Here is a 297-nt window from a genome sequence, read left to right as displayed (position 1 = left end):
TCGTTATGCTTAAGTGGATGATCGCTGAAGGCTACGGTGACCGCCGTACTATTGAGCGCCGCATTAGTGCTATGCAAGAGTGGCTAGATAATCCAGAGCTTATGGAAGCAGACAAAGACGCTGAGTATAAGCATGTGATTGAGATTGATCTGGCTGAAATCGATGAACCAATCTTGTGTGCACCAAATGATCCTGATGATGCTCGTCCACTATCTGAAGTGCAAGGTACTGATATTGATGAGGTATTCATTGGTTCATGTATGACCAATATTGGTCACTTCCGTGCCGCAGGTAAGC

1 pseudogene is annotated in these 297 nt (G+C 45.5%); it reads left to right on the top strand.

The features are described 5' to 3' along the window. Nucleotides 1-297: pseudogene (locus AB4585_RS27640) on the top strand (aconitate hydratase B); the annotation flags it as partial.

It is taken from the genome of Vibrio sp. 10N.222.49.C9, assembly GCF_041474985.1.
Classification (GTDB): domain Bacteria; phylum Pseudomonadota; class Gammaproteobacteria; order Enterobacterales; family Vibrionaceae; genus Vibrio; species Vibrio crassostreae_C.
The sequence above is the reverse complement of the archived record's forward strand: the minus strand, read 5'-3'. Positions and strand labels throughout refer to the sequence as shown.